General features: G+C 65.4%; 18 protein-coding genes and 1 riboswitch. Of the genes, 5 read left to right on the top strand and 13 right to left on the bottom strand.

Features of this window, described 5'->3' with window-relative positions:
• Window positions 1-8: 8 nt before the first annotated feature.
• The 4 genes from E3N85_RS12225 to E3N85_RS12210 form a co-directional block, all read right to left on the bottom strand.
• Window positions 9-1,166, bottom strand: coding sequence for a DegT/DnrJ/EryC1/StrS aminotransferase family protein (locus E3N85_RS12225; RefSeq protein ID WP_134463530.1), 1,158 nt, complete (start codon window positions 1,164-1,166; stop codon window positions 9-11).
• Entirely contained in the window at window positions 1,163-2,158 is a 996-nt protein-coding gene (locus tag E3N85_RS12220; RefSeq protein WP_134463528.1) for an NAD-dependent epimerase/dehydratase family protein, read from the bottom strand. Before E3N85_RS12220 ends, E3N85_RS12225 begins: the two co-directional genes overlap by 4 nt.
• Window positions 2,155-3,222: a Gfo/Idh/MocA family protein gene (locus E3N85_RS12215; RefSeq protein ID WP_134463635.1), complete on the bottom strand. Its 1,068-nt coding sequence runs from the start codon at window positions 3,220-3,222 to the stop codon at window positions 2,155-2,157. The genes E3N85_RS12220 and E3N85_RS12215 overlap by 4 nt, the downstream gene beginning before the upstream one ends.
• 98 nt (window positions 3,223-3,320) lie before the next feature.
• Window positions 3,321-3,536, bottom strand: a complete 216-nt coding sequence (locus tag E3N85_RS12210; RefSeq protein WP_134463526.1) for a hypothetical protein — start codon at window positions 3,534-3,536, stop codon at window positions 3,321-3,323.
• On the opposite strand from E3N85_RS12210, the gene lhgO reads away from it, so the two are divergent.
• Window positions 3,535-4,740 carry an L-2-hydroxyglutarate oxidase gene (gene lhgO, locus E3N85_RS12205; RefSeq protein WP_134463524.1) on the top strand — a complete coding sequence of 402 codons (1,206 nt, stop codon included), beginning with the start codon at window positions 3,535-3,537 and terminating at the stop codon, window positions 4,738-4,740. The genes E3N85_RS12210 and lhgO overlap by 2 nt on opposite strands.
• 46 nt (window positions 4,741-4,786) lie before the next feature.
• Here the strand turns inward: lhgO and E3N85_RS12200 are convergent, their stop codons facing one another.
• Window positions 4,787-5,671: a bifunctional methylenetetrahydrofolate dehydrogenase/methenyltetrahydrofolate cyclohydrolase gene (locus E3N85_RS12200; protein ID WP_134463522.1), complete on the bottom strand. Its 885-nt coding sequence runs from the start codon at window positions 5,669-5,671 to the stop codon at window positions 4,787-4,789.
• Window positions 5,672-5,883: 212 nt separating this feature from the next.
• Complete coding sequence (glyA, locus tag E3N85_RS12195) at window positions 5,884-7,176, bottom strand: serine hydroxymethyltransferase (protein WP_134463520.1); 1,293 nt, start codon at window positions 7,174-7,176, stop codon at window positions 5,884-5,886.
• A 21-nt stretch (window positions 7,177-7,197) separates the two neighbouring features.
• Window positions 7,198-7,286: riboswitch (ZMP/ZTP riboswitch) on the bottom strand.
• Between the two features lie 153 nt (window positions 7,287-7,439).
• On the opposite strand from glyA, the gene E3N85_RS12190 reads away from it, so the two are divergent.
• A complete protein-coding gene (locus tag E3N85_RS12190) occupies window positions 7,440-8,564 on the top strand; it encodes an LLM class flavin-dependent oxidoreductase (RefSeq protein WP_134463518.1) in 1,125 nt (374 codons plus the stop codon).
• 43 nt (window positions 8,565-8,607) lie between these two features.
• Here the strand turns inward: E3N85_RS12190 and mnhG are convergent, their stop codons facing one another.
• Genes mnhG through E3N85_RS12160 form a run of 6 tightly spaced genes read right to left on the bottom strand, consistent with a single transcriptional unit; the run spans window position 8,608 to window position 14,920 of the window.
• Window positions 8,608-8,952 (bottom strand): monovalent cation/H(+) antiporter subunit G, encoded by a 345-nt coding sequence (gene mnhG / locus E3N85_RS12185; protein WP_134463516.1) that lies wholly within the window; start codon window positions 8,950-8,952, stop codon window positions 8,608-8,610.
• A complete protein-coding gene (locus E3N85_RS12180) occupies window positions 8,949-9,215 on the bottom strand; it encodes a monovalent cation/H+ antiporter complex subunit F (protein WP_134463634.1) in 267 nt (88 codons plus the stop codon). Before E3N85_RS12180 ends, mnhG begins: the two co-directional genes overlap by 4 nt.
• Window positions 9,215-9,820: a Na+/H+ antiporter subunit E gene (locus E3N85_RS12175; RefSeq protein ID WP_166783942.1), complete on the bottom strand. Its 606-nt coding sequence runs from the start codon at window positions 9,818-9,820 to the stop codon at window positions 9,215-9,217. The genes E3N85_RS12180 and E3N85_RS12175 overlap by 1 nt, the downstream gene beginning before the upstream one ends.
• Window positions 9,817-11,424, bottom strand: a complete 1,608-nt coding sequence (locus E3N85_RS12170) for a Na+/H+ antiporter subunit D (protein WP_134463512.1) — start codon at window positions 11,422-11,424, stop codon at window positions 9,817-9,819. The genes E3N85_RS12175 and E3N85_RS12170 overlap by 4 nt, the downstream gene beginning before the upstream one ends.
• A complete protein-coding gene (locus E3N85_RS12165) occupies window positions 11,421-11,972 on the bottom strand; it encodes a sodium:proton antiporter (RefSeq protein ID WP_134463510.1) in 552 nt (183 codons plus the stop codon). Before E3N85_RS12165 ends, E3N85_RS12170 begins: the two co-directional genes overlap by 4 nt.
• Complete coding sequence (locus E3N85_RS12160) at window positions 11,969-14,920, bottom strand: Na+/H+ antiporter subunit A (protein ID WP_134463508.1); 2,952 nt, start codon at window positions 14,918-14,920, stop codon at window positions 11,969-11,971. Before E3N85_RS12160 ends, E3N85_RS12165 begins: the two co-directional genes overlap by 4 nt.
• Window positions 14,921-15,323: 403 nt before the next feature.
• Here E3N85_RS12160 and E3N85_RS12155 point away from each other — a divergent pair, with 403 nt between their 5' ends.
• Window positions 15,324-16,853: an amino acid permease gene (locus tag E3N85_RS12155; RefSeq protein ID WP_134463633.1), complete on the top strand. Its 1,530-nt coding sequence runs from the start codon at window positions 15,324-15,326 to the stop codon at window positions 16,851-16,853.
• 36 nt (window positions 16,854-16,889) lie between these two features.
• On the opposite strand, the gene E3N85_RS12150 is transcribed toward E3N85_RS12155, so the two are convergent.
• A complete protein-coding gene (locus E3N85_RS12150; protein WP_241978479.1) occupies window positions 16,890-18,176 on the bottom strand; it encodes an MFS transporter in 1,287 nt (428 codons plus the stop codon).
• Between the two features lie 182 nt (window positions 18,177-18,358).
• Between E3N85_RS12150 and purU the strand changes: the two genes are divergently transcribed.
• Window positions 18,359-19,219 (top strand): formyltetrahydrofolate deformylase, encoded by an 861-nt coding sequence (purU, locus tag E3N85_RS12145; RefSeq protein ID WP_134463506.1) that lies wholly within the window; start codon window positions 18,359-18,361, stop codon window positions 19,217-19,219.
• A 104-nt stretch (window positions 19,220-19,323) separates the two neighbouring features.
• Window positions 19,324-19,680, top strand: coding sequence for a YrdB family protein (locus E3N85_RS12140; protein WP_241978478.1), 357 nt, complete (start codon window positions 19,324-19,326; stop codon window positions 19,678-19,680).
• Window positions 19,681-19,693 lie beyond the last annotated feature (13 nt).

Raw genomic sequence — 19,693 nt, 5'->3', positions numbered from 1 at the left:
AATCGCGTTCATGCTGCGCTCCGCTTCTGAGCGGATGCCGCGACCACGAGCGTGTCCATCACCCGGTCCTGGTCGGCGAAGGTCAGGTCGTGATAGAGCGGAAGGATCAGGGTGTGATCGGTGAGATACTCGGTCACCGGCAGTGGGGCGTTTTGGTCGCGCCACGCGTCAAACGCCGGCTGCCGGTGCGCCGCCATGATGCCCCGGCGTGCCGAGACCTCAGCGACGGCCAGCGCCGCAAGAACCCCCTCCCGGTCCAGGGCAAAATCGGGCTGCACGTCGATCCAGAACGACTGGAAATTGCCCGTTCCCCAGGCAGGATCGTCGACCGCGCGAAGGCCCGGAATACCCGCGATGACGCCCGCGTACCGTTCGGCGAGTTCACGGCGGCGGCGCACGATCTCCGGAAGTCGTCCGAGCTGCACGATTCCGACGGCCGCCTGCAGGTCGGTCATCCGATAGTTATAACCGATCTCTGCATAGACTTCGGGCACCGCCAGCAGACGCCCCTGCCGGTCGTTCGCTGACACGCTCATCGCGTGTTCCCGTAACCGACGCGCGCGGGTCGCCCAATCCTCGTTGTTCGTGGTGAGCATTCCGCCCTCACCAGTGGTGAGGAGCTTGCGGGGGTGGAACGACCACGCTGCAATATCGGCGCCGGCGCCGACGGGACGGCCCCCGTAGGTGGATCCGGCACCGCACGCGGCGTCTTCGATGATCACGATATCGAGCCGATCGCACAGCTCTCGCACCGGGGCGAGATCAACCGGCACCCCGCCCTGATCGACAATGATGACGGCCCGGGTCTGGGTGGAGACCACCGCCGCCACGGTCTGTGCCGTCACGTTTCCGGTCGTCAGGTCGACGTCGGCGAAGACGGGCCGGGCACCGACATAGGTGGGGGCATTCGCGGTGGCGATGAAGGAGAAAGACGGAACGACCACCTCGTCGCCCACGCCGATGCCGGCGACGATGAGGGCCAGATGCAGGGCGCTGGTGCAGCTGGAAGTGGCCACGGCGAAGTCGACGTGCATCTGCTGTGCGAATTCCATTTCGAAGCGCGCCACGCGCGGGCCCTGGGCCACCCAGCCCGACTCGATGACCTCTGTCAGGGCGAGAACTTCCTCGGCGCCCAGCCAGGGCTTCATGACGTTGATTCGACTCATGAGTGCACCAGGGAACGGGTGGCGGCTATTTCTTCCCGCAGCGGCGTCCACCAGGCAACGAGCTCACGCAGCCCCTGCGCGAGATCCACTTCAGCTTCGAAGCCGAAGGCGGCGCGAGCAGCGGAGATGTCGGCCCAGCGCCGTGATACACCGTTGACCGCCCGATCCGGACCGTGTTCCACCGTCTGGTCCGAGCCCATGGTTAGGAGAAGCTGGCAAGCCAGCTCTAACAGACTCGTCTCCATTCCGCTGGCGATGTTGTAAACGCCTGCAGCTATTCCGCTGGTCGCAGCGAGCAAGTTTGCGCGGGCGATATCCGTGGTAAAGATGAAGTCCATGGTCTGGGCGCCATCCCCGAACACCAGCGGCGGGCGGCCGTCCTTGATCCGTTCCATCCACCGCACCAGCACTTCGGTGTACACCCCGTGCACGTCCATTCGCGGGCCGTACACGTTGAAATAGCGCAGACCTACGTAGTCCAGCCCGTACATGGCCTTGAAGCTGCGCAGCATGCCTTCGTTGAACGACTTCGCCGCGCCGTAGAAGGTGTCATTGTGCTGGTGGTGGTGCAGTTCCGGGGTCGGAAACTGATCGGCCAGACCGTATACGGACGCGCTGGACGCTGCGACGATTTTTTCCACGCCGCACGCCGCGGCGGCTTCCAATACATTGAACGTTCCGTCGACCAGTACTTCCAGCGCCAGCCGCGGCTCCTCGGCGCACTGGGTGATGCGAATGGCGGCTTCGTGAAAGACCAGGCGCTTTCCCTCCGTGACTTCCCGCACGAGTGCGCGGTCCCGCAGATCCCCTTCGATGAGCGTGACGCGGCCGGACGCGAGTGCGCCCGCAAGGTTCGCCGCTCGGCCGCGAACGAGGTTGTCGAGCACGTCAATATGCGCTACCTCGGTCAGTAGCAATTGGTCGACGATGGCTGAGCCGATGGTGCCTGCACCTCCGGTCACGAGCACATTCGCCCCGCTCAAATCAGTCATAGTGTTTCTCCAATCAGCTCGCGCTGGTCGTTGGCAATGAGTCCGGCAACATCCGGTCTGGCCAGACTGCGGCTCGCCGCCTCGAGCACCGCGAGTACCCGCAAGCCAGCCTCTCCGTCGGTAATGGCCGGCCTGTTTTCCCTGATGCAGGCCGCGAACTCGGTCACCATCGCCGCGAGTGCTTCGCGCTCTGGCAGCGCGGGAGACCAGGTGTCACCAAGCCGATACGAGACCGTCGAGGCCGATCGCTCCTCTTCGTGCAGCGCTTGCAGATTCAGATCGACGCCGCGGTCGTAAACGCTTATGCGCTGTTGCGGGTTCAGGTCGTCCCAGATCAGGGTGCGTCTTGTGCCGCCGATGATCATCTGGCGAATCTTCGTCGGGCTCAGCCAGTTCACGTGCACGTGCGCGATCGCACCGCCATGAAGGGGAAGAACCAGATAGCCGACACAGGATTTGCCGGCGCCGAGCGGATCGGCACCGTGAGCGGTCACCGATAGCGGATGAAGCCCTCCCGGCAGCACGAAGTCAATGATCGATAGATCGTGCGGGGCGAGGTCCCAGAACACGTCCACGTCGGGCTGGATCAGACCCAGGTTCACCCGGACTGAGTCGATGAACAGGATGTCACCGAGAGCCTTCTCGCGCACGAGTTCGCGCATTTTCAGCACCGCGGGCGTGTAGCAATAGGTATGATCGGCCATCAGGATCAGCCCCGCTTCGGCAGCGGCACGCACCATGTCTTCACCGCGGGAAGCGGTGTCAGCGAGCGGCTTTTCCACCATGACGTGCTTTCCCGCCGCGAGGGCAGCACAAGCGATCTCATGGTGTGTGGCAGCCGGCGTGGCAACCGCCACGGCATCGATATCGTCCGCAGCTAAAAGCTCATCGAGCGCCGTGACGACCCGGACTCCGCCATGTCGATCGGCGACGAGCTGGGCCCGGTGACGGTCTCGGTCGCAGATGGCGACCAGGTCCCAGTCCGGGCTGGCATCAAAATTTCGGGCCAGATTCGGCCCCCAGTAGCCGGCGCCGATCACAGCGATTCGTAGCTTTGCGATAATTACTGCCACCTTGTCGAGTTGTTTGCGGAAAAGTTGGACCAGCGGCCCGTCGTCATATGAGGAGACAACAACGTCAAGATAAAAGGTGTGGGTATCCGTCACGCACGCGCCGATAAAAGTCGAACTTTACTCAGTACTGAAACCTTGGCATACAGAATGTGCAACTGCTTGCCCCCGAACAGGGGTAAGTCAAAGATCACCGTGTCGTGCAAAGCTGAGGCGTTGTCAGTTTGCGCACACGGTCCGAACGCTTTCGGATCGGCCCCAACGGGGTTCACCGGGCTGCGCGGCCGCAGCGCCAGGGAGGCAGCCATGTTCAACCGTCGCGTTGTGATCGTCGGTGGGGGAATCATCGGCCTGGCCGTCGCGGAACGGCTGACCAGACTCGGAGCCCACGTGACTCTTCTGGAAAAGGAGGCACGCTGGGCGGCGCATCAAACCGGGCACAATTCCGGCGTCGTGCACGCCGGCCCGTACTACACGCCAGGCTCGTTGAAGGCGCGCATGTGCCAGGCCGGAAACAGGTCAATGCTGCAGTTCGCCTCGGACAACGGCATCGCCCACCGCCGAAGCGGAAAGCTCATCGTCGCGGTCACCGATCACGACCTGCCCCGGCTGCACGCCCTGCACCAGCGGGCGCTCGCCAACGGCGCTACGGCCCGCCTGATCACTGCGGCAGAAGCCCGGGACTACGAGCCCCATGTTCGCGCCGTCGCCGCCCTGCGGGTAGAAGACACCGGCATCATCGACTACGTCGCCGTGACGAATGTTTTGGCCAGGTTGGCGCAAAATAACGGTGCCGATCTGCTGCTGAACACCCGGGTCACGGCGATCACGGTCACCGGTCGGAACGTCACGGTGGAGCATTCCTCCGGAACCGTGGCGGCCGACCTGCTGATCAATTGCGCCGGACTGCACAGCGATCGCATCGCGTTGCTGGCCGGACTGACGCCGACGGTGCGGATCATTCCGTTCCGCGGCGAATACTACGAGCTGCGCGCCCACCGGGGTCACCTGGTGAACGGGCTGATCTACCCGGTTCCCGATCCCACCCTGCCTTTTCTGGGCGTTCATCTCACCCGAATGATCGACGACTCCGTGCACGCGGGGCCCAACGCCGTGCTGGCCCTGGCTCGTGAGGGCTATACCTGGGGCCAAATGAATCTGCGCGACACCCTCAACGCGATCACCTATCCGGGTTTTCTGAACCTGGCACGCCGCAACGTTCTCACTGGGGCGCAGGAAATCGCCCGATCATTCTCGAAGCAGTTGTTTGCCGCCAGCCTAAGCCGTCTGGTACCCGAGATCACGCGTGACGACATCGTTCGGGCCGGTTCCGGCGTTCGGGCGCAGGCAATCAGGCCGGACGGCTCACTCGCCGACGACTTCATCATTCAGCAGGGGTCGCGCCAGATCCACGTGCTCAATGCGCCGTCTCCGGCCGCCACCAGCGCCCTCGAAATCGCCCGGCACATCGCGACCACGGCTGCGACCGCGCTCACGCTGCATAGCAGCTGAGACCTGTGCAGCCACTCACCACCTGCCGTTCGGATGGATGCCCGCGTCAGGCCAGCAGGGACTGCTCGGCGGCTTTGACCACGTTGGACAGCAGCATGGCACGGGTCATCGGGCCGACACCGCGCGGGTTCGGGGAGAGGTGCCCGGCGACCACGGCGACGTCGGGGTGCACGTCGCCGATCAGGCGACCCTTGCCGGTGATCTCGTCGTGCACGCGGGTGATTCCCACATCGAGCACGGCGGCGCCCGGCTTGATCCAGTCGGCCTGAACCAGGTGCGGCACGCCTACGGCGGCCACCACGATGTCGGCGCGGCGCACCTCACCGGCGAGGTCGACCGTGCGCGAATGGGTCAGGGTGACCGTCGCGTCGAGGCCCTTGCGAGTGAACAACAGCCCGAGCGGACGCCCGACGGTGAGGCCACGGCCGACGACGACGACGTTCTTACCCACGATCGGCACGTCGTAGCGGCGGAGCAACTCAACGATTCCGGCCGGGGTGCAGGGCAGCGGTGAGCGCAGTTCTCCCTCGATGCCGAGCACGAGACGCCCCAGGTTGGTCGGGTGCAGCCCGTCGGCGTCTTTTGACGGGTCGATGAGCTCGAGCATGGCGTTTTCGTTGTGGCCGACCGGCAGCGGGAGTTGAATGATGTAGCCGGTTACCTCACGGCTGTTGTTGAGGTCGTTGATGGCCGAGCGCACGTCGGCACTTGTCGCCGAACCGGGCAGGTCGATGCGCAGCGATTCGATGCCGACCTCGGCGCAATCGCGGTGCTTGCCCGCGACGTACGTCTCGGATCCCGGGTCATTGCCCACCAGCAGCGTGGCCAGGCCCGGCACCACGCCGTTCGCGCGCAGGGCAGCGATACGGCCCCGCAACTCGGCCTTGATGTCGGACGCGGTTTTAACCCCGTCGAGTGTGATTGCCGTCATCATGGTTCCCTACTGTCGTCGTTCGCATCAGTGAAGTCTCGTGCACTGCTGCTGTCATGCAGCGCCGGTGTCATGAAGTGCCGGTGTCATGAAGTGCGCGGCCGGCGTGGATCGGACCGGTTACGCACCGGCAACCGAGAGACACGGATGCCGCTGGCCAGCCGGCCGGCGGCATCCGCTTTCGAAGCGATTGCCGTACTGGAGAGAAGGAGTTACTGCTGCAGGCCGGGATACAACGGGAAGGCCTGGGTGAGCGCGCCGACGCGGGCGCGGAGGGCGGCAGTGTCGGCGCCGGGCTTGAGAGCCTCGGCGATAACGTCAGCGACCTCGGTGAATTCCACGTCGCCGAACCCGCGGGTGGCCAGGGCTGGCGTGCCGATACGAAGGCCGGAGGTGATCATCGGCGGGCGCGGGTCGAACGGAACGGAGTTGCGGTTCACGGTGATGCCGACTTCGTGCAGGGCATCTTCGGCCTGTTGGCCGTTGATCTCGGAGTGGCGCAGGTCGGCGAGCACGAGGTGCACATCGGTGCCGCCGGTGAGCACGTCAATGCCGTGCGCGCGTGAGTCGTCGGCGGTGAGGCGATCAGCGAGGATGCTGGCACCACGCAGGGTGCGTTCCTGGCGTTCCTTGAACTCGGGCTCGGCGGCGAGCTTGAACGCGGTGGCCTTGGCGGCGATCACGTGCATGAGTGGCCCGCCCTGTTGGCCGGGGAACACGTTGGAGTTGAGCTTCTTGGCCAGGGCCATGTCGCGCGACAGAATGATGCCCGAGCGCGGGCCGGCCAGGGTCTTGTGCACGGTGCTCGACACGACGTCGGCATAGGGCACGGGCGAGGGATGCAGGCCGGCGGCGACGAGACCGGCGAAATGGGCCATGTCGACCCAGAGCAGCGCGCCGACCTCGTCGGCGATGGCGCGGAAAGCTTCGAAGTCGAGGTGACGCGGGTACGCCGACCAGCCGGCGATGATGACCTTCGGCTTGCTCTCGAGCGCCTTGTCGCGCACGACGTTCATGTCGACGCGGAAGGTTTCCGGGTCGACACCGTAGGCGACCGGGTTGTACAGCTTGCCCGAGAAGTTCAGTTTCATGCCGTGGGTGAGGTGGCCGCCGTGGGCCAGCTCGAGGCCGAGGATGGTGTCGCCGGGCGTGGCGATGGCGGAGAGGACGGCAGCGTTGGCGGTGGCACCGGAATGCGGCTGCACATTTGCGTAGGCGGCACCGAACAGGCTCTTGGCACGGTCGATGGCAAGCTGCTCGGCGACGTCGACGTACTCGCAGCCGCCGTAGTAGCGGCGCCCGGGGTAGCCCTCGGCGTACTTGTTGGTGAGCACTGAGCCCTGCGACTGCAGCACGGCGCGCGGAACGAAGTTCTCGCTCGCGATCATCTCGAGGTAGTCGCGCTGGCGGCCGAGCTCCTGCTCGAGCACGGCGGCGATCTCGGGGTCGACGACCGAGAGTGGTTCGTTGAAGGTCGACTTCAAAGCGGTAGCGGAATCAGGCACGGAGTTCTCCTTATATATGGATGTTGCGGCCCAGGCGTGCGGCCACTAACCGTGTCAGTCGCTCCCCGATGGTGACCCATCTTCGTGCTACGCCAGTTGCGACTCACTTAGCATATCAGCGGATGCCGGTGCCTGCGCCGAATTGCGGGCGACAACGGTCCGCGCCGCGCGAACGGATCGACCGTCTCGTGCGGGAATAGCCGCGGGCGGCCTGCCGTTGACATCAAGGTACATGCAGACGTATTGAAGTTGTGGAGGCTGGTATGCAGTTCGGAATCTTCACGGTCGGAGACAGGACCACGGATCCCACCACGGGCGGGACACCGACCGAAAACAACCGCATCAAGGCCATGGTCGCGATCGCACAGAAGGTCGAGGAGGTGGGCCTCGACGTTTTCGCCACCGGTGAGCACCACAACCCGCCGTTCGTTCCGTCGTCGCCGACCACCATGCTCGGTTACATCGCTGCGCAGACCTCCCGGATCATTCTCTCCACAGCCACGACGCTGATCACAACGAGTGACCCGGTGAAAATCGCCGAGGACTTCGCGATGCTGCAGCACCTCGCCGACGGCCGGGTGGACCTCACGCTCGGTCGCGGCAACACCGGTCCGGTCTATCCGTGGTTCGGCCAGGATATTCGCGAGGGCATCCCGCTCGCACTGGAGAACTACGCCCTGCTTCGCCGGCTCTGGCGCGAGGAATTCGTCGACTGGGAAGGCCGGTTCCGCGCTCCGCTGCAGGGTTTCCAGTCCACCCCTCGGCCGCTCGACGGCGTGCCGCCATTCGTCTGGCACGGAAGCATCCGCAGTCCCGAAATCGCCGAACAGGCCGCCTACTACGGTGATGGATTCTTCTCGAACCACATCTTCTGGCCCGCCTCACACACCGCGAAGATGGTGCAGTTCTACCGACAGCGTTTCGAGGACCACGGCCACGGCACCGCCGCGCAGGCCATCGTCGGACTCGGCGGCCAGGTGTTCATGAGCAAGAACTCCCAGGATGCCAAGCGCGACTTCCGCCCCTACTTCGATAACGCGCCGGTCTACGGCAATGGACCGAGTATGGAGGACTTCACCTCGCAGACCCCGCTCACCGTGGGTAGCCCGCAGGAAGTCATCGACCGTACCCTCGGATTCCGGGACTACGTCGGCGACTATCAGCGCCAGCTCTGGCTGATGGACCACGCCGGCCTTCCGCTGAAGACCGTGCTCGAGCAACTCGACATTCTGGGCGAACAGGTCGTGCCCGTACTCCGCCGCGAGTTCGCGAAGAACCGCCCGGCCGACGTGCCAGAGGCCCCGACCCACCAGTCCTTGGTGATCGCCGCCGGCGGCTCGCCAGTAGGGCCCGCGGCACTCGTTGAGGGAGCGGGCACTCCTAGGTAGGGGTGCCGTCATCCCTGATGCGTGCCGCGGGCGATGCCGTCGGTCAGCGGTCGGCCCGGTGCTCCTGAAGTTCGTCCACGATGAGCAGGTCGGGGCGCAAATGCGCGGTATCGTAGGCGGCCCGGCCCACGAGGTGCGCGGCCATCGGCGCGGTCAGAGCCTGAAAGACGACGATCGCGACAACGAGGGTCACGGTGCGGACCGAGAAATTGTTGATCGCAACATCCGCTGTCACGGCCATGAGACCGAAAACCTGCGGCTTGGTCGCGGCGTGCAGGCGCGACAACACGTCAGGAAAGCGGATGAGCCCAATTCCGGCGGCGAGGCACATGGTGGCACTGGCGAGCACGAGAATCGCCGTGAGCACGTCGTGCATAGTGGCGTTCATGCGTTGTCCCGGGTGGGCAGAAAGCGGGCGACGCTGAGCGATCCGAGCACCGCGAACAGGGCCAGTACGAGCAGCACGGGCAGGGTGTCGGTGTGCCGGTTCAGGGCCATCTCGGCGCCAAGGGCACAGACGACCGTGGCGACGAGCACGTCCGAGGCGATGACCCGGTCGAGCACGCTCGGTCCGACGACGATGCGGTACACCGCGAGCAACGCCCCGACCCCGAACATGAACCCGGCGACCACGGCCACAACCTGCAACATCATGACGTTCCCTTTCCATTCATTCGCTTGGCGCGGCGGGCAGCGCGGCGGTTCTCCGGCCGTACCCCGCGCATCCGCTCGACTTCTTCGCGCGAACCGAACCCACGCACGATGCGCCGCTCGGTGTTCTGCACGCGTCGTCGGAAGCTCTCGATATCACCGGCGCTGTGCATATTGAGTACGTGCAGGTACAGAATCGACGATTCCCGGTCGATATCCACCACGATCGAGCCGGGCACGATCGACGTGGCCACGGCGGTCCAGGTGAGAATGAGGTCGCTGCGGGTGTGCAGGCGAATCGCCAGAATTGCGTTGCTCGTGACCAGCCTCGGCTTGACCGCCAGCCAGGCCACGTCGATCGACGCCCACACAATGTCAACGACCAGCCGCACGAAGAACACCACGGTGCGCAGCGGATGCACCCGCCCGCTCAACTGCACCGGCACCAGATAAAACCCCACGGTCACCACCATGCCCACGACGAAGCCGGTGAGCAGGTTCAGCCAGGAAAAATCACCCCACAGCAGCATCCACAGCACGATCAGCGCAATCAGCGGTGGGATCTGGTTGCCGACGGCTGCGAGGCGCTCGCGTGGCGTGGTCATCGGGCGCCCCCCTCGAAGTTCGTGCCCTTGTTGCTGTTTTCGATCGCTCCGGTACCGTTCGGGAACACGGCGTCGATGTAGGTCGATGGCGAGCTGATGTTGCCCGCGGCGCGGGTGGTCAGGTCGAAGATCGGTCCGGCGAAAACGGTCAGGCATAGGGTGAACACGAGCATGGAGGTCGTCGCGCCGACCATCAGCGGTGAAATCGTCTTCTTGAGTACGAGCCCAACGTCTTGCGGGTCTTCCACGAGCGAGGCCGACATCGACGAGGTGTAATCCTTGACCTCTTGCCTGGGCCGCCAGAACGCCATGCTCCACACCCGGGCGAAAGCGTACAGGGTGAGGAGCGAGGTGAGCGCGCCGACCCCGATCAGCACGTAGATGATCGGGTCGCCAACGATCGCGCCGGCCTGAAAGAGTGCGATCTTGCCGAGAAAACCGGAGAACGGCGGGATTCCCCCTAGGTTGAGGGCACCTAGAAAGAACAGAATGGCCACGAGCGGTGACGATTTGAGCAACCCTCCGAGGCGCGACAGCGATGTGGTACCACCGACGCGGTCGATCAGCCCCGCAACGAGAAACAGGGTCGTCTGCACAACGATGTGGTGCACGACGTAGAAGACGGTCGCGGCGATGGCGAGTGGAGTTCCGATCGCAATGCCGAACAGCATGTACCCGACATGACTGACCAGGGTGAAGGAGAGCAGCCGTTTAATGTCGGCCTGGGCGAGCGCTCCCAAAATGCCCACGAGCAGGGTCAGCGCCGCAACGATCATGAGCGGCATCGAGAACGGATTGTCGGGAAAGAACAGGGTCTGGGTGCGCAGAATCGCGTAGACACCGACCTTGGTGAGCAGCCCGGCGAACACCGCGGTGACCGGTGCGGGCGCGGTCGGATAGGAGTCCGGTAACCAGAACGACATTGGGAACACGGCCGCTTTCACCCCGAAGGCGGTCAGCAGCAACAGCCCGAGAATCAACTGGATGTCAGCGGGCAGATCGGGCATCCGCTCGGCGATCAAGGCCAGGGTCACCGTGCCGGTGGCGCCGTAGATGAGGGCGATTGCGCTGAGGAACAGCAACGACGACACCAGGCTCACGACGATATAGGTGATGCCCACTTGAATGCGGGCGCCGGTGCCGCCAAGGGTGAGCAGCACATAGCTCGCCGAGAGCAGCATCTCGAAGCCGACATACATCGAGAACAGGTCACCCGCGACGAAGGCATTGAAGAGTCCGGCGGCCAGCACGAGATAGGTCGGGTGAAAGATCGACACCGGCGTTTCGGTGTCGCCGTCGACGATGCCCTGGCCGACCGCGAACAGCAGCACTCCGAGCAGCATGAGCGCCGAGATGAGCAGCATGATCGCCGATAGCCGGTCGACGACGAGCACGATTCCCCACGGGGCCTGCCAGCCGCCGACCTGCACCACGGCGGGCCCAGTCCGGTCGACGAGCACCAGCAATGCCGCGCTCATCACGGTCGCCGCGGTGAGGCTCACCACGCTCACCAGCACCTGCAGGCGACGGCGCAGACCGAGCATCAGGGCGACCGCCGCACCGAGCAGCGGCAGGCACACGATGAGGGGAACCAGGGCGGTCATCGCGCGTCCCCCTCGGCTGACGCGGATGGGCCGGAGCGGCCGGAGCGGCCGGCAGCATGCTTTGAGTGCGTGCCGGTGGGAGTCGTGCTGTCTTCGTCACTCGTGGCGCCGTCACCCCGCTCGAACTCGTCGAGGGATTGCGCGATCGCGTCGTCATCGTCGGACGAGGAGAGGAAGGTGACGTCGGCCTCGCCGGCGCTCTCGGTGGCGTGCTCGTCGGTGAGAGTGTCGCCCTCGTCGCCGAGTTGGGCGAGCCACCACGACCGATAGATGAGCGCGAGCAGCAGCGCGGTGATGCCGAAATTGATCACGATCGCGGTGAGCATGAGTACCTGCGGGATCGGGTCGACCATGTCTTCGACGCTCGTACCGGTGACAATCGGTGAGCTGCCGGGGCGGCCGCTCATGATGAAGATGAGCAGGTTGGTGGCGTTGCCGACCAGCAGAAGTCCGATCAGCACCCGGGTGAGGCTGCGTTCGAGCATCACGTAGACGCCGGCCGCGTACATGACGGCCATCAGGATGACGAGGGTGAGGGAGGCACTCATCGGTCGACCTCTTCGGGAGTTAACGTGGATGCGCCCTCGGGCGCGGGGCCTGGTCGTTGGCCGATCTCGTCGGCCTCACTCTGCCGGTCAATTTCGCTGCCGAGGCTGCGCAGTATGTCGTAGGTCAGGCCGATGACGACGAGGTAGACGCCGACATCGAAGATGGTCGAGGTGCCAAACGATAGGTTGCCGAGCACGGGAACCGTCGCCGTGAAGTACGCCGATTGGAGCGGAATCCCGTCGAAGAAGAGTGAGATGACGCTCATACCCACGGCGAGAATCACGCCGAGTCCGAGAATCTTGCCCGGGTCGATCGGGGCCGCTTCGCCGAGTTCGTAGCGTCCGCCGGCCAGATAGCGGGCCACGAGGGCCAGACCGGCGAGGAGTCCACCGGCGAAACCGCCGCCGGGTAGGTTGTGGCCGGCGAAGAGCAGGTAGATCGACACGATCATGGCGGGGTGAAAGAGCAACCGCACGAGCACTTCGATGAGAATCGACCGGCTGCGCGGAGCGTTCTTGCGCCCGGCCAGGAGGAACGCCTGCCGGGTGACGGCGTGGCCATCGCTGGAGAGTTCAGGGTCGGCGACGACGCGGCGACGGTTGGCTGCCGAGCGCAGGCTGCGGGATTCCTTCAGCCGCGGCACGACCGCATTGCGACCCGAGACGAAGAGCAGGCTCGCGACGCCGGTGGCCACGACGATGAGCACGGATACCTCGCCCATGGTGTCCCAGGCGCGAATATCTACGAGCATTACGTTGACGATGTTGTCGCCGTGACCGTCTTCGACCGCCAATCGGGGCAGGGCGCCGGCAATGCTCTCGAACTGGCGGGCGCCAAGCGCGATGAAGCCGATGGTTCCCATGACCAGGCCCACGAGGCTGCCGATCAGCAGGCGTCGCTTGGGGCGCACCGGTTTGTTGTGGTGGGTGATGTTCGCGGGCAGGCGGCGCAGCACGAGCACGAAGATCACGAGAGTGATCGATTCGACCAGCGCCTGGGTGAGGGCGAGGTCGGGCGCGCCGTGAAAAGCGAACAGGGCGACGAGGCCGTAACCGGTGACACCGGCGAGGATGACCGCGGTCATCCGCTGTCCAACGCGCGCCGCCATGACCGCGCAGATGGCCATGATCAGTGCGATAAGCACCTGGCCGGGGTAGTCCCACAACACGATTGTGTCGGGCCAGGTGCGGTTGACGAAGGCTGCGAAGCCGAGGACGAGCACGAAGACGGTGAAGATGGTGCCGAGGTACTGCGGTAGCCCGCCACGCTGGGCGAAGTGGGTGACCCGTGCTGCGAGGCGGTCGACGCCGCGAATGGCCTTGCCGTAGCCGCGGCCGGCGTCGATGTAGTCGGGCACCTTGGCCTGCAGCCGCGAGACCCGCCGTCGGGAGCGGAACAGGAGGGCGCCCAGCAACAGCACGACCACGCTGAGGTAGAAGGCCGGCTCCAGCCCGTGCCAGAGCGCCAGGTGATACGGCGCTTCGGTGCGACTGCCGACGCCCGGCACGGTATCGGCGTAAGGCGCGAGCAGCGGGTCGAGCACGGAGGCGAACAGTCCGAGGCCGATGGTCAGGGCGGTGAGCACACCGGGGGCGAACAATGTGTCCCACGCGCTCGCGTGCAGAACGGTGCCCGGCTGTTTCTTGCGCGTTCCGAATGCACCCCAAAAAAAACGGATGCTATACGCCACCGTGAGTACGGATCCCACGGCCGTGCCGATGAGCGCCGCGTAGCCCCAGCCGGATCCCCCGACGCCGGCGTCGAGCAGTGAGGTGAACACGGCCTCCTTGGCGACGAAACCCAACAGCGGCGGCAGGCCCGCCATCGACGCGACCGCCACGAGCGCGATGACGGCGAGCGCCGGGGCGCTTCGACCGACGCCGCTGAGCTTGCGCCAGTCGCGGGTGCCTGCCCGATGGTCGATGACCCCGACGACGAGGAACAGCGTGGCCTTGTAGAGGGCGTGGGCGAGCAGCAGGGCGGCGCCGGCGAGCGCGGTGTCGCGGGTGTTGAACCCGATCGCGATCATGAGAAAGCCGAGTTGGCTGACCGTGCCGTAGGCCAGCAGTAACTTGAGGTCATACTGGCGCAAGGCACGCCAGGCTCCGACAATCATGGTCCAGACGCCGAGGGTCACCAGCACCGGCAGCCAACCGTCGCTGTCGGCATAACCGGGGGCAAGACGGGCGACGATATAGATGCCGGCCTTGACCATCGCGGCGGCGTGCAGATACGCGCTGACCGGAGTCGGAGCAGCCATCGCGGCGGGCAGCCAGAAGTGGAACGGCACGAGCGCCGATTTTGACAGCGCTCCGACCAGGATGAGCAGAACAGCCCAGGTGCCCATCGCGTCCGTGACCGGGTTGGCGACGATGTAGGAGAGGCTTGTCGTGCCGGCTGCGACCGAGATCATCACGACGCCCACGAGCATGACCAGGCCGCCGAATGTCGTCACGATCAGGGCCTGCAGGGCAGCGCCACGGCTCTCGCGTTTCTGCGTATAGTGCCCGATCAGCAGGTAGGAGAGCACGCTCGTGATCTCCCAGAACATGAACATGATCACGAGATCGTCGGCCGTGACCAGGCCGTACATGGTTCCGGCGAAGGCGAGCAGCAGGGCCGCAAAACGGCCGAGGCTGGGCTCATCGGCACTGAAATAGCGGGCGCAGTACACCAGCACGAGGGCGCCTATGCCGGTGACGACGAGGGCGAGCAGCCAGGCCAGCGTGTCGACCCGAAAAGAGAGGCTGATGCCGAGCTGGGGTATCCACGGGAGCGTCTGGGTCACAGCCCCACCCGCGGTGACCGTGGCAGTTTGCGTGAGCGTGAAGGCGAAGGCACCGGCCGGCAGCAGGGCGATCAGGTAGAAGACGCGGGTGCCGAGGCGGCGGGTGAGCCACGGTGTGAGCACGGACAGCGCGATGAACGCGAGGAGGAATGCAACCATGCGTCCTCCAGGCTTGTCAGGTCGGGGTGTCAAGGTCTAGTCTACCCGCCGACGGGCGGCCCCCGACCGTAGTTCCGGCGGTCGGTCCCGCTCGTGGGGGCGTGTCTCGTTGGTTTGATCGGCTCACGGCGCCTCCTCACTTAGGCGTACGAACAGGGCCGCGGAGTAGGGTTGCGCTACCCCCGGCCAACGCCGCGAGCCGCCAGAAGCGCGCTCGCGCGCAGTTTCCGGCCACTTCCCGCGTCACTTTCGAGCCGGCTTCGGCGTCGCGTCGTTTATTTGCGTCGTACCGCCATTCGTAACCGAGAAGCTGTTCCGGAGCGACCGGCCAGCGAAATCGAGTACCGTTTTGAGCCCCACCCACGGCCAGCAGCCCTCCCCCACGCCCCCACTGGGTAACGCGATGCACGGTCACCACGACCACGTGAACCCACGAGGAGGGACTCCGCTCGAGCACATTGAAGACGCGCTGAGCGTGCACGAGGACGATGCCCTGCATAAGGGCCTCAAGTCCCGCCACGTCCAGATGATCGCGATCGGCGGCGCAATCGGCACCGGGTTGTTCCTCGGTGCCGGAGCACGCCTCGCCAGCGCCGGTCCCGCCCTGGTGTTCGTCTATGCGATCTGCGGTTTCTTTGCCTTTCTCATTCTGCGGGCGCTCGGCGAACTGGTGCTGCACCGCCCGAGCTCCGGCTCCTTCGTGTCGTACGCGCGCGAGTTCTTCGGCGAGAAGACGGCGTTCGTGACCGGCTGGCTGTACTGGCTCAACTGGGCGATGACGGCGATCGTCGACGTGACCGCCGTTGCCCTCTACATGAACTTCTTCGCCACCTACTGGGCGCCGTTCGGCTCGATACCGCAGTGGTTGTACGCCCTCGCCGCGCTGGGCCTGGTGATGTTCCTCAACCTGCTCTCGGTCAAGGTGTTCGGGGAGATGGAATTCTGGTTCGCGCTGATCAAGGTGCTCGCGATCGTGGCATTCCTGGTCGTCGGCACCTGGATGGTGATCTTCGGCACGCCACTGGACGGGGCCACCACCGGGTTTGCGCTGATCGGTGCAAACGGAGGCTGGCTGCCGAACGGGCTGATCGCATCCGTTCTCGTGGTGCAGGGCGTCGTGTTCGCGTACGCCTCCATCGAGCTCGTCGGCACGACCGCCGGCGAGACGAAGAACCCCGAAAAGGTCATGCCGAAGGCGATCAATACGGTCATCATTCGCATCGCGGTTTTCTACGTCGGATCGATTCTGCTGCTCTCGCTGTTGTTGCCGTACACGGCATACACGGCCGGCGAAAGCCCCTTCGTCACCTTTTTCGGCACGATCGGGGTGGACGGGGTCGACGTGATCATGAACCTCGTCGTGCTCACTGCGGCGTTGTCCTCGCTGAACGCCGGCCTCTATTCCACCGGACGCATCCTTCGTTCCATGTCGCTTGCCGGTTCGGCACCGCGCTTTGCGGGCAAGATCAGCCGCAACGGGGTGCCGTTCGGCGGCATTCTACTGACGGGGGCCGTGACGCTGCTCGGCGTCGGGCTCAACGCCATCGTGCCCGACGAGGCTTTTGAGATCGTGCTCAACATGGCTGCGATCGGCATCGTGAGCGCCTGGAGCATGATCGTGCTGTGCCAGCTGCGGTTGCAGGCCTGGGCCAAGCGCGGCATCGTGATGCGCCCGGTGTTCCGCATGCCGTGGGCGCCATACTCGGGCTACCTCACCCTGGTCTTCCTCGTCGGTGTGCTCGTGCTGATGGCATTCGACTGGCCCGTCGGCACGCTGACGATCAGCTCGCTCGTGCTGATCGTTCCCGGGCTGATGATCGGCTGGTACGCCTGCCGCGGCCGCATCCTTGAGATCGCGGCGGCCCGAGATGGCTTCACCGGCCACCTGCCGGTCGTAGCCAACCGTCCGCTCTCCGACCGCCCCCGCCGCTAGCTCGCCCGCCCGCCCGCGTTTACCGAGCGGAGCCGGTCAGGAGCGAGCGCGACGGCGGGGCATGCGGTCGGTGACGATCACGAGCAGCAGCGCCACGACCAGCACCCCGACATAGACGATCGGCACCATCTCGAGGCCGACGGACTCGATCAGTACCGCGCCAAGCAGGGCGCCCCCGCCGATTCCGGCGTTGAATGCGGTCGTGTAGAAGGCACTCGCGGTGTCGCGGATGCGCGGCGACGCTGCGTGCAGCATCCGTGTCTGCAGGAGCGGGGGGAGCATGCCAAATGCCATCCCCCACAACACGAACGCGGCGATCGCCAGGGGCAGCGTGGCCGTGAACACCGCGAGGAGCGTCACGCTGACACCGCTCACGGCCAGACCCAGAATCAAGCCCAGGCTCGGGCGCGGGCCAAAAATCGTGCCGACCAGCAGTAGTCCGACCGCGCCGGCCACGCCATAGGCGAAGAGCAGCGGTGCCACCAGGCTCAGGTCGACACCGAGCCCATCGAGCAGGAACGGCGCAATATAGGTGTAAAAACTGTAGTGGCCGATCATGGTGATGCCGGTGATGAGACAGATCAGCGCCACGGCTGGTACCGTCGCGTCACGCGGCTGCCGGATTTTCGGTGCGGATTTGGTCGCGGAAGCCGATGCCGGGGCTCCGGTGGAGTACCGCGCTACCGGGGGGAGAAACTTCCAGACCAAGACCGCGCCGACGAGCATCAGGCCGGCGAGTACGACGAACGAGAGGCGCCAGCCGAGCAGGTGCCCGCCCGCGGTACCGAGCGGCACGCCGAGGACGAAGGCGAGGGTGCCTCCCGCGACCGTGATGGAGACCGCGCGACCGATCTGGGCTTTCGGCACGAGGTGGCCGGCGTAGGCGCCGACAACCGACCAGAACAGGCCGTGCGCGACGCCGCCGAGCACCCGGGCGGCGACGACGAACTCATAGGTCGGAGCGACAGCGGTGAGGATGTTGCTCACCGCGAAGATGACGAGCACGACGATGATCAGGCCGTGCCGCGGAAAGCGGCGGGTCCAGATGGCCACGGGCGCGCTCGTGAGTACGACCGTGAAGGCGAACCAGGAGACGAGCAGCCCAATCTGCGACTGGGCGACGTTGAGGCTGCGGCTCATCTCGGGAAGCAGGCCGGTCGGCAGCATTTCGCTGGTGACCGAGAGAAAAACGGCGGCGGACAGGGTGATCAGCCCGACCCAGGGGAACGGAGGAACGGCCCGGGTGGAGCGCGTCGAGGAGACGACGGGAATAGACCCGGTGGGCAAGAAGATATTGGCGGTGTTGGTCATGGCTGCACTCACGCTGAGAGTCGAGGTCGACCGGTGGGATCATTCACACCGAGGTCGAAGCCACTCGACTGCGCGCCGACGTGCGCGCCCGGGGCCGACTTGTTCAGTGCGACCAAGGGGTAGTCTACCCAAACCAGGTACCGCGGCAAGGTGTTGGCCGCTGCATCCGCACTCGCGCCGGGTATTCTGAGCCAATGACTTCTTCGACCCCGCACCATTGGGTAATCACGCTGGTCTGTGCCGACCAGCCCGGAATCGTGCACGCGGTCAGTGGCGCCATCGTGCAGGCGCGGGGCAACATCTCGGAGAGTCAGCAATTCTCCAGTGATGACACCGGGCGTTTCTTCATGCGGCTGCAGGTGCAGTCGCCGGCGACCCGGCCCGAGCTGGAGACAGCGCTCGCGCCCGTGATCGAACGCTATGCGATGGCGTCGATCATCGATGTCGTCGGGCGTCCGCTGCGCACGCTCGTGCTCGCGTCGTCGGCCGGTCACTGCGTGAACGACCTGCTGTTTCGTCAGCGTGGCGGGCAGTTGCCGGTCGAGATTCCACTCGTGCTCAGCAATCACGGCACACTGCGCGACCTGGTCGGGTTTTACGGCGTTCCGTTCGAGTCGTTGCCGATCACGGATGCCGCCAGCAAGGCCGCTTTCGAGGCCCGCGTCATCGAAGCTGTCGACGAGCTCGATATCGAACTCGTCGTGCTCGCCCGCTATATGCAGATTCTCACGCCCGAACTGTGCGCTCGGCTCAACGGTCGGGCGATCAACATTCACCACTCGTTCCTGCCGGGGTTCAAGGGTGCCAATCCGTACCGCCAGGCGCACGCCCGCGGCGTGAAGCTGATCGGGGCGACGGCGCACTTCGTGACCGGCGATCTCGATGAGGGGCCGATCATCGAGCAGAACGTGGTGCGGGTCGATCATTCGCGCACCCCGACGGAGCTCGTCTCGATCGGGCAGGACGAAGAGAGCCGCACGCTCACCCAGGCGGTCAAGTGGTTCGCCGAGAACCGGGTGCTGCTCGACGGGGCCCGTACCATCATCTTCAAGTAGCGGTCCTGATTTGCGGACCACCTCGTGGTCCAGGGCCCCTGACCTATCGTGGGCCCGCTCCGAGCCCGAACCGCGGGGGCGGGACGCATCGCTAGAATTGACGGGTGACAGACACGCGCGCCCTGCCGAAGATCGGCCCCAACGACATGCTCCGGTTCGTGCTCGAACTCTTCGCCTTCGTCAGCCTCGGGATCTGGGGCTTCGTCGCCTGGCCGCTCCCCTGGCCCGGCGTGCTCCTCGGCCTCGCCACCCCAGCTTTTGCCATCCTGGTCTGGGCACTGTTCCGATCGCCAAAGGCAGTGTTCCGCATCGATCCCTTTGGCAAGGCCTTCATCGAAATCGCCATCTTCGGCTCGGCCGCCATCGCCTGGTGGGACCTCGGTTTTCCCGTTATCACCGTGATCTTCGCCGTCGTCGCCACGGTGAGCGGAATCATCTCGGGGCGCACCGAGCTTCGTTGAATGGTGCCCGGGT

This window comes from Cryobacterium sp. Hz9 (genome assembly GCF_004402825.1).
Classification (GTDB): domain Bacteria; phylum Actinomycetota; class Actinomycetes; order Actinomycetales; family Microbacteriaceae; genus Cryobacterium; species Cryobacterium gelidum.
This window is presented reverse-complemented; position numbering and strand designations above follow the sequence as displayed.

Excerpts from the sequence above, each read along its gene's own strand:
- E3N85_RS12175 (WP_166783942.1), bottom strand. The coding sequence starts at position 9,820 with ATGACCACGCCACGCGAGCGCCTCGCAGCCGTCGGCAACCAGATCCCA.
- purU (WP_134463506.1), top strand. The coding sequence starts at position 18,359 with ATGACTTCTTCGACCCCGCACCATTGGGTAATCACGCTGGTCTGTGCC.
- E3N85_RS12155 (WP_134463633.1), top strand. The coding sequence starts at position 15,324 with ATGCACGGTCACCACGACCACGTGAACCCACGAGGAGGGACTCCGCTC.
- E3N85_RS12170 (WP_134463512.1), bottom strand. The coding sequence starts at position 11,424 with ATGACCGCCCTGGTTCCCCTCATCGTGTGCCTGCCGCTGCTCGGTGCG.
- E3N85_RS12225 (WP_134463530.1), bottom strand. The coding sequence starts at position 1,166 with ATGAGTCGAATCAACGTCATGAAGCCCTGGCTGGGCGCCGAGGAAGTT.
- mnhG (WP_134463516.1), bottom strand. The coding sequence starts at position 8,952 with ATGAACGCCACTATGCACGACGTGCTCACGGCGATTCTCGTGCTCGCC.
- E3N85_RS12210 (WP_134463526.1), bottom strand. The coding sequence starts at position 3,536 with ATGGCTGCCTCCCTGGCGCTGCGGCCGCGCAGCCCGGTGAACCCCGTT.
- E3N85_RS12180 (WP_134463634.1), bottom strand. The coding sequence starts at position 9,215 with ATGTTGCAGGTTGTGGCCGTGGTCGCCGGGTTCATGTTCGGGGTCGGG.
- E3N85_RS12190 (WP_134463518.1), top strand. The coding sequence starts at position 7,440 with ATGCAGTTCGGAATCTTCACGGTCGGAGACAGGACCACGGATCCCACC.
- E3N85_RS12220 (WP_134463528.1), bottom strand. The coding sequence starts at position 2,158 with ATGACTGATTTGAGCGGGGCGAATGTGCTCGTGACCGGAGGTGCAGGC.
- lhgO (WP_134463524.1), top strand. The coding sequence starts at position 3,535 with ATGTTCAACCGTCGCGTTGTGATCGTCGGTGGGGGAATCATCGGCCTG.
- E3N85_RS12200 (WP_134463522.1), bottom strand. The coding sequence starts at position 5,671 with ATGACGGCAATCACACTCGACGGGGTTAAAACCGCGTCCGACATCAAG.
- E3N85_RS12165 (WP_134463510.1), bottom strand. The coding sequence starts at position 11,972 with ATGAGTGCCTCCCTCACCCTCGTCATCCTGATGGCCGTCATGTACGCG.
- E3N85_RS12160 (WP_134463508.1), bottom strand. The coding sequence starts at position 14,920 with ATGGTTGCATTCCTCCTCGCGTTCATCGCGCTGTCCGTGCTCACACCG.